1 pseudogene is annotated in these 387 nt (G+C 53.2%); it reads left to right on the top strand.

Annotated elements, in window-relative coordinates:
* A pseudogene (locus tag FDX22_RS27255) lies at positions 1-352 on the top strand (cytidine deaminase); the annotation flags it as partial.
* Between the last annotated feature and the right edge of the window lie 35 nt (positions 353-387).

Genomic DNA, 387 nt, shown 5'->3' with positions numbered 1-387 from the left:
ATTATTGATCTTTTTTTGCATGTATCGCGGTCTGACACAAATTCAGGCGGCGATTGCCGCCGCCAACAGATGCCACATGCCGTACAGCAAATCCCCGAGCGGCGTGGCGCTGGAGTGTAAGGATGGTCAAATTTTCAGCGGCAGTTATGCTGAAAACGCCGCCTTCAACCCAACGCTGCCACCGTTGCAGGGTGCATTAAACCTGTTGAGTCTGAACGGTTACGACTATCCGGACATTCAACGTGCGGTGCTGGCAGAAAAAGCGGATGCGGCGCTTATCCAGTGGGACGCGACATCTGCCACTCTGAATGCGCTGGGCTGCGACAATATCGAGCGCGTACTACTCGGTTAATGGTTTCAATAACGCCAGTTCGTAGGCTGGATAAG

Source organism: Citrobacter sp. TBCS-14 (genome assembly GCF_005280805.1).
GTDB lineage: Bacteria > Pseudomonadota > Gammaproteobacteria > Enterobacterales > Enterobacteriaceae > Citrobacter > Citrobacter gillenii.
This window is presented reverse-complemented; position numbering and strand designations above follow the sequence as displayed.